The sequence below is a fragment of the Sinorhizobium terangae genome, assembly GCF_009601505.1.
Lineage (GTDB): Bacteria > Pseudomonadota > Alphaproteobacteria > Rhizobiales > Rhizobiaceae > Sinorhizobium > Sinorhizobium terangae.
Genome location: NZ_WITC01000114.1, coordinates 31,290 through 39,265 on the forward strand (window position 1 = coordinate 31,290; position 7,976 = coordinate 39,265).

At 58.2% G+C, this 7,976-nt stretch carries 6 protein-coding genes; 4 read left to right on the forward strand and 2 right to left on the reverse strand.

The genetic code is table 11. From position 1 onward, the window contains the following. Positions 1 to 1,179 precede the first annotated feature (1,179 nt). Complete coding sequence (locus tag GHK62_RS25755) at positions 1,180 to 2,340, forward strand: hypothetical protein (RefSeq protein WP_153441854.1); 1,161 nt, start codon at positions 1,180 to 1,182, stop codon at positions 2,338 to 2,340. 336 nt (positions 2,341 to 2,676) lie between these two features. Here the strand turns inward: GHK62_RS25755 and GHK62_RS25760 are convergent, their stop codons facing one another. Both GHK62_RS25760 and GHK62_RS25765 read right to left on the reverse strand, forming a co-directional pair. Further along, entirely contained in the window at positions 2,677 to 4,425 is a 1,749-nt protein-coding gene (locus GHK62_RS25760; protein WP_153441855.1) for an ATP-binding protein, read from the reverse strand. Continuing rightward, entirely contained in the window at positions 4,422 to 5,405 is a 984-nt protein-coding gene (locus tag GHK62_RS25765; RefSeq protein WP_202982058.1) for an SIR2 family protein, read from the reverse strand. The genes GHK62_RS25760 and GHK62_RS25765 overlap by 4 nt, the downstream gene beginning before the upstream one ends. 202 nt (positions 5,406 to 5,607) lie before the next feature. Here GHK62_RS25765 and tnpA point away from each other — a divergent pair, with 202 nt between their 5' ends. Genes tnpA through tnpC form a run of 3 tightly spaced genes read left to right on the forward strand, consistent with a single transcriptional unit; the run spans position 5,608 to position 7,929 of the window. Next, the gene (gene tnpA / locus GHK62_RS25770) at positions 5,608 to 5,955 is read left to right on the forward strand and encodes an IS66-like element accessory protein TnpA (protein ID WP_327791134.1); all 348 of its coding nucleotides are present in this window, start codon (positions 5,608 to 5,610) and stop codon (positions 5,953 to 5,955) included. Then, positions 5,939 to 6,292, forward strand: a complete 354-nt coding sequence (gene tnpB / locus GHK62_RS25775; RefSeq protein ID WP_153438048.1) for an IS66 family insertion sequence element accessory protein TnpB — start codon at positions 5,939 to 5,941, stop codon at positions 6,290 to 6,292. The genes tnpA and tnpB overlap by 17 nt, the downstream gene beginning before the upstream one ends. A 44-nt stretch (positions 6,293 to 6,336) precedes the next feature. Further along, on the forward strand, positions 6,337 to 7,929 hold the full coding sequence (gene tnpC, locus GHK62_RS25780; RefSeq protein WP_153438046.1) for an IS66 family transposase: 1,593 nt from the start codon (positions 6,337 to 6,339) through the stop codon (positions 7,927 to 7,929). Positions 7,930 to 7,976 lie beyond the last annotated feature (47 nt).

Below are 7,976 nucleotides of genomic sequence, written 5' to 3' on the forward strand. Positions count from 1 at the left end.
AGAATAGGCGTTGAATGAGTGGGGCTTTGCCGCCGAGGTTAGCAAGTGGTGGGAATGCTCGGGACGGAGAGGCTGATCACGACCTGAGTGAACCTGAAGTCAATGCCGGATGAGAATTAAGCGCATTGTCATTTACGGCAAAATGACCTCAGATCAGAGGACAAGGCAGGCAGTAGCCAGGATAAACAACGACCAACATAGCCCTGCCAGTGCCCGCGTTTCAAAAGCAATGTGGGAATCCCAGACGGTGAACAGAGCTACTCTTCGCCCGGACGATGCCTATTTGTCCGCAATTCCGGAACGGATGAACGGGGTCGTCCTCGTTTGACACGGAGGATTCTGCAAGCTCGAATACCCGTCTCGGTATGCGAGATTCCCTCCACCGCCATTGCATTGAGACCGTCGCTCGGAAAAAGAAGCTGCAACGCGCGGCGGGCCGCCCATCTCTCGTGAACAGTATGACCAGCACGAGACGCCCGGACCGTGTCATTATCGATGTTTATATTCGGCACTTGCTCGACCTTTCGTCGATCGAAATGGAATAGGCCATCACAATGATAAGCTCGCGCTTCCCTACCGCCAGACCGTTTCGCCCACAAGACAGAGGTACTCTCGACAGTCGGGCGTTCTTGGTCAGGGCTACGTCGATTAGACGAGCTCGCCCTGGCGTTCTCGTCTGACGAAAGCCTCTACGGCTTTTCGCGCGAAACCATCGACGGCGAGTGCTGGCGCGCTCAAGCTTCGGTAGCCGTTCTGGCTTAGCGCGGGTTGGTTGCAGCTGCCGTAATAGCGGTCTGAGCTGACAATCCGCTTTGAGGAACTCACGAACGGTGACTGAACGCCAGAATGGGAAGGCGCATTGTAGATCGGCCGTCGCCGACCCCTGTTGCGCCACCCCCATCTTACCCCGCGGCAGCGTTCTTCCACGAGTGCTGAGATGTTGCAGTTCAGAATGCGGGCCAGCAGCCGGCACGTTGCGCCGGATCGCTATCAGCAAATATAGATAGGCTTGACCGCAATCGTCATGCTTGGCATACAAAGCATGGCCTACACGCGGGCCGGTGTGCCCGCCACGCAAAGCTATGTCAGCGTTTAAATTCTAAAAGTGTCACTCCATGCCAACGGGCATGGGTCTGGCCATTAGCGGGCACATGGTCGGATCATTCCGGGATATGGATAATGACCGAAACAAAAGAATTTCGCAGACTTAAGGCTCTGGCAAAGCGATACGCGCGCGCAAACAGGATCGCGCAACACCAGGCCCTTAACTTGATTGCGGGGGAACTGGGTTTCCCTCACTGGACCAAGCTCATCGCCGCCAGCAAGAAAGGTTGGCAGATCGCTACCGAACAAATGGCGGGCCTCGAAGCCTTCGTCAAGCGCCCCCTCCCGGCGGCAACCTTCCGGAACGGTGATCCAGAAACCATGAACCGGCGCTTCGCATACCTCGACCAGGCCGAACATGGCATGATTGGGAATCATGCATATCGGCTTCAGGAGGTTTTTCACGACGTCATCATAGCAGGTGAAGGATGGAGCATCAGGGTGCCAGAGAACCCTGGCTTGACCCCGATCGTCGAGACATTTACGCATCAGGAAGCTGAATGCCCTGTCCTTGATCCGGAATTCCTGCAAACAGCACTCAGTCTGGCCAGAGATCGGGCTGTTCAGGTTCGCGCGGAAATCTCTGCCGATTGGCCCCGACGGTCCACAAAACCTGACCTTAGTGAGGTGGTTCGCCATCCGTTGAGCCGCAGCGAGTCTGACTTGTGGTTCTGTCTACATTGCGATGGAAAGATCACCGGCGCCCAGATCGCTCAGAACCTCTGGCATTGCCCGGGGTGCGGGGCATCTCCTCTCGACATCTTTGACACGCCATTCTGGTCTGATGATGACGGCAAGTCTTTCCTCCCGGTGAAAACTGACGGTGCCCTGGATAGAGACGAGCCCGATTTCCGGATTGTCGATGGCAGGCCCAAGCTCGACCTGAATGAAGAGAAGATTATTCTTCTCATCCGCAGCGCTTTGCTTGATGACGCTACCAACATTAGCGAGAAGCTGGGCGCTCTTCAGGCTGAGATCAGTGTCGATGACGAGAATGGCGTCTGGATTGTTCTTGAGGAAGATTTGTGGCCAGAGGGGAAGGACCCCGTCCAGGCTTTGGCTGTAGCGGAGCTACTAGGTCTCGAGGTTGAACTTGTCTCGAGTTCGTCCACGATACCTTTCGCCTGGCCGGGCCTGGGCGAGATAGCCTCTAGCACGAGTGAGTATACGCAATTGATGCTGGACGCCTATGCTCAGTATGGCGGTTCACCGGATAGGAAACCGAAGGAATCGTAATCCGTCGGCGACCAACCCTCTTGCCCAGAGAGCCATGTTAATGGGTAGGCGCGTTGGTCGCGACCGCTCCTCGCCCCATCATCGACAACAAGGCGGCTTGAGCTGAAGGGCTGCTTTTAGGACATCGTGGAACTGGATTCAACAACCGGAATGCCGGCGCAAAGCGGAAGCTGTTTCCGACTTGCGGCCGTGAGGGGACCGACGGCTGCTGAGACGGTCATCGCAAAAAGCAGACATTCGATGAGTCGATGCAAAGGTTCGGCATCGGCCGAAGCTGACAATTAAGTGGTTCCTCTTTTACAAAAGCAGCGCCGATTAGTTGAGCCGGAGTGTGGGTTACGCATTTCTCGACTGTCCGCGCAAACATTCGATAGCCGACGCGATGGCAGCATCGTCCGGCTTGACCGATCCCCATTCCTTCCAGAAATCTCGCGTCGCGCTATCCGGTGCCACTTTGGGCATATCGAGCTTGATCCGCGTCGGCAGCAAAACAGCGTCACCCAATAACAGCGCCTCACCCGTATCGAGCAACGGCAAGATACTTGTCAGCCCTGCGAGGGAGTCTGGCATCAGGCGCTTGATAACGCCCTGATCGGTTTCGTTCGTCAGGCGCAATGCGAGGAAATTATTGCATTGGCTTAGGATCGTCCGGCTGACATCCGAGGGGCGCTGGCTCACGACGAGCAGCGAGAAGCCATATTTCCGGCCTTCCTTGGCGATCCGCTCGAACGATCCGAGGGCCTGGCGCTGGACCGCATCGGCGTCATCACGAACCGGAAGATAGAGATGCGCCTCGTCGCACAGCAGCGTAACCGGCGTCCGGGTCTTTCCGCTCATCCAGAACTGAACATCATAGAGCAGTCTGGCCAGCGTTCCTGTCACCACAGGGAGCACATCGGCGGGCACTTCAGAGAAGTCTATAACCTTGATGCCAGTGTCATCGCCAGATTGCAGCAGCTTGAGCACCTGCGCTGCAAGCCAGTCGTATTTCATCGCAGCAGGCGGCGGTGCGAACATGAAGCCGTAGCGCCGATCGTCCAGCTTCGCTTCGAGGCGCGAGAGGAACCGTGTCAGCTTGTCTTCCCATTCACCCTTCACCGGGCCGGTCTTTCCAACCCCTTTTGTCGTGTTGTCTGTGTTCAGAAGCCCGACCAACTGTTTTACATCGTAGGGTATCGGTGAATCGACGGTGTACGTTTTCTTGATGTCCGCCTTGCCCTCGACGTCGAGTGTCTGCCCTTTTAAGGAGCGGACATGCAGGGTGAACCGTGACGCCTGATTGGGTGCGTTCTGGTCGCTGCGATCGAGGATCATCGACAGCATTTCATCACGGTTGAGCAGCCAATAAGGTAGGAATAACGTATCGTCGCCCGGATTTTCCAGATCTCCGGGGCCGGCGATACGGAAGCGCGTGGCAAATCCTCCGTTCGCTTTATCAGCCAAGGGTGCGTATTCGCCGTGCATGTCGAACACAATGATGTTCGGAAACTTCAGCTTGGCGGCCCGTTCGAGGATCAGTGCAACCGCCCAGCTTTTACCTGATCCGGTGCTCCCGAGGATCGCGGCGTGCCGCTGGAAGAACTTGTCTCCACTGGCGATCGCGTCTGCCGTGCGGTCCGCGACGAACGTGCCAAGCTTGAGCTTTTCATCGTCGGAGAAGCCTGCGCCCAGGATACCCATAAAGCGTTGGAGGTTTCCGCCCTCGATCACGAAGCAGTCCCGGTCGATCTGCGGAAAACTATCGGCACCGCGCTTGAAGGTATTTCGCCGATCTCCCTCAACCGTTCTGAACGTGCCGATCAATACGCCCTGAATCAAATCGGTCGGCACCGCCGCCAGAAGCGCACCATCGGCATCTTCATCGTCCAGGCCGGGCAGTTCCTCCCTGATGCTGCGGGTGACGCGCTCAGCCATGGCGATGAGGTATTCGCGCTCTGTCGCGCCGCGAATGGCGACGAGCTGCCCGATCCCAATCCGCGTGAGCAGAACGGAGTTGGTCACATCGATCGCGACGCGGCTGGTATCCACCGACGCGACGCGCCCGATTTTATCGTCTTCGGCAAACTGAAGAGCAGCTTCCGTCATGATTCAAGCACCTCTGCAACGAATGAGCCTAGATCCCACAGGTCCAGACCAGGAAAGAAAGTCTCGACGCCGGCGACAAAAACGCCGGAGCCGGAAGCGCCTCCTTGTTCGGCGCGCTGAATCGCGATGACATTGCGGCAGTCGTTGACGAGCTTCACCGCGTTATCTGAAAGTCCATAGGTCAACAGGAGTGTGGGCACGCCCCTGCGAATGCGAGGGGTGAGATGAGTCTCCAAATGATCGTCGTTGAAGCCATATCCGATCACCAGAAACCGGCTGGCACGGTCGATTGCTGAATTTGCCCGTTCCCGATGGCGGTCAAACGGGCTTTCGTAGCCATTGCGGAACTTGTTCAATCCCGGCGTGATTATGAGCCGCGGTAGATCGAGATCTCCGGAGTAACGGACGGGCTTCCCGTCACGTTGATACCAATCGAGACTACCATGCGGTTTGAACACATTGGCGCGCGGACGATAGCGATACTGCACTCGCCCGGCTTTCAGGGTCACTTCCCGGCAGAAGCTTACACGGCTTTCCTGCTCGTTTAGCTCACCCGCGAAATGGCCGACGAACAGTGTGTCGACACCGAGACCAGCTTCCTCGACGGCGACCTCAACCAACCGATCATAGTTCGTTGTAACAATCGGAAGCCCGGTATGAGGTTTCAACAACTGCTTGACGAGCCGAGTGAAACGCAACGTCCGCGTCCGTGAAAAAACTTCGGCAACAATTTGGCGCTCCCGCATAGCTATTAGTTCTGCCGTGCGAGCAACGATCGCGACTTCCAGTCCTGGTGTCGGAGACACCTCGAGAAGAGCCGCTTCGAGGCCTTTTGCCGCCAGGAGCGGTGAAATCGCGCTCCAGCGATCTACGTCCGCAGCCGCCAAGCCGGTTGCCACCGTTGCATCGAGATGGGTCGCTAACTCGCCCATGCCCGGAAGCCCTTCAGCGCATGACAAACCAGAGCCGACAATCGTCACCAAGCCGTCTGACAGATGCTGTTGAAGCGTAAGCGCGGAATTCCCCGCACCTGTTCATAGACGTGGCAGTGAGGGATTCTGTGTCCACAACGGAGACTGTGGACACATGACATTGGATGGCGCGGGAAGATCAGGGCCGCTTCGAGTGGTTCGGGTTCTTGGCAACGGTAAGCGACGATTTGATCCGGTTGAGAAGGAGCGCTTGGTTGATGCGGCCCTTGAGCCGGGAGTATCGATTGCAGGGCTTGCGCTTTCGCACGGAGTCAACGCCAATCAGTTGCGCAACTGGGTGGCGCTCCGCCGACGCCGGCAAGCGACCGAGACGGAATTGACGGTTATGTCGAACAGCGCGCCGCCGGCCTTCGTTCCGGTGGTTGCGGCAGTGCCGACTGTGCGGCCGCCGGCCCCGTCGGCTCGGCCGACATCGCCACGGCTGCGGTTAAAGGCGTCGCTCCCGAACGGTGTGCGGCTTGAGCTGGAAGATGCGGATGCTGAGGTTTTGTCGGCGATGATCGAAGCGTTGGGGCGTTGCGATGTTCCGGCTGGCTGATGATCTGCGCGTCTATCTTCACCGGGAGCCGATCGACTTTCGTGCGGGGATCAACAGCCTTGCGATCCTGGTGGAGCAGTCAATGGGCCTCAACCCGTTCGAGCGCGCGGTGTTCGCCTTCTGCAATCGTCGCAGAACCCGGATGAAATTGCTGTTCTTCGATCGGTCTGGCTTTGTGCTCATGTTGAAGGCGCTGACGGAAGACAAGTTCCGCTGGCCTTTACGGCAGGAGACGGTGGTGCCGCTCGATGCCGAGCAACTGCACTGGTTGCTCGACGGCATTGATCTCGACGCGATGGTGCGCCATCCGGTGCGGCAATATGAATTTGTCGGCTGAACTTTGCCGTTGACGTAAGGGAACGGCTCAGATTCAAGACTATAATGACTCGAAGCGGCACCCCTGATGTTGCGGAATTGATGGCGCTTTTGGCGGCGAATGCTGCCGAAATCGCCGCGCTGAAGGCCGAGAAGGATATCCTTGCGCAGCGCGTCTTCAAGCTTGAAGAAGAACTGGCGCTGGCGCAGTTGCATCGTTTTGCGCCTCGCAGCGAAAAGCACATGGATCGCATCTTCAACGAGGCCGAGCAGGCTGCCCTTGAGGGGGACGAGGACAGCGAAGACGCCGATGATGCCGTCGCTCTACCGGACACGGGATTGGCGGAGATCGAAAAGCCGGAGGGCAAGAAACCCGGCCGCAGGCCATTGCCGGCGAACCTGCCGCGCCAGCGCGTCGAATATGACCTTGCCGACGACCAGAAGGTCTGTCCGTGCTGCAGCCACCCGATGCATCGCATGGGCGAGCTCGTTACCGAGCAGCTTCACATCGAGGTGAAGGCCACGGTTCTGCAGAATGCGCGAGCCAAATATGCGTGCCGTAACTGTGACCGCACCGGGATCAGCACGCCTGTTATCATCGCGCCGATGCCGAAGCAGCCCCTTCCGGGTAGCATCGCCACGGCCTCAACGCTGGCCTTCGCGCTCGTTCATAAATATGTCGACGGCACGCCGCTCTATCGTTTGGCGCAGGCCTTCGAGCGCGCCGGGGTTCCTGTCAGCCGCGGCGCTTTGGGCCACTGGGTGATCGGTTCGAGCGAAAAACACCTGTCTCGTATCTATGACAGGCTGAAGCTGCGGCTTCGATCGCAGACCGTCATTCATGGCGACGAGACCACAGTCCAGGTGCTGAAGGAAGCGGGCAAGGAAGCGACCAGCACGTCGTATATGTGGGCCTTTCGCAGCGGCGAGGACAGTAAACAGCCGATCGTGCTGTTCGATTATCAGCCCGGCCGCGGACAAGAGCATCCGCAGGCCTTCCTTGGCGACTACCGCGGCATCCTGATGAGTGACGGTTATCAGGCCTGGCGCACGTTGAAAGGCGCCACGCATGTCGGGTGCATGGCCCATGCCAGGCGGAAGTTTGTCGATGCTCTCAAGGCGCGCAAGAAACCCGGCGGGCCGCCGGCGCAGGCCATCAAGTTCTTCGACCAGCTCTACCGGATCGAAAGGCAGGTGCGGGACGAGAGGCCGGATGACGGTGAACCACAGGCCGACTACATGCGCCGCTTTCGCCAGAAACACAGCGTCCCGGTCCTGAACGCACTCAAGGCGTGGCTCGACGCGATCGCTCCAAAGGTCGTGCCCGACACCAAGCTTGGCGATGCCGTCTCCTATACGCGCAATCAATGGGAATATCTGACCCGCTATACCGACGACGGTAGGATGCCGATTGATAACAATTTACTCGAGCGCGACATTAGAATTTTTGCCACCGGCCGAAAATCGTGGTTGTTCAGCGACACCGTCGATGGAGCCAAGGCCAGCGCCGTCACCTATAGCCTGATGTTGACCTGTCGCGCCTGTGGCGTCGAACCATTCGCGTGGTTGCGCCACGTCCTAACCGAACTGCCGCAGCGTCCCGACAACGCCGACATCGATGACCTGCTACCATTCAACTTCAAAAGGCAGCCTGCCTGACCGCCGGCTCAAGCCCACTTATAACGCGCAGCGAAATGCGCGCTTAC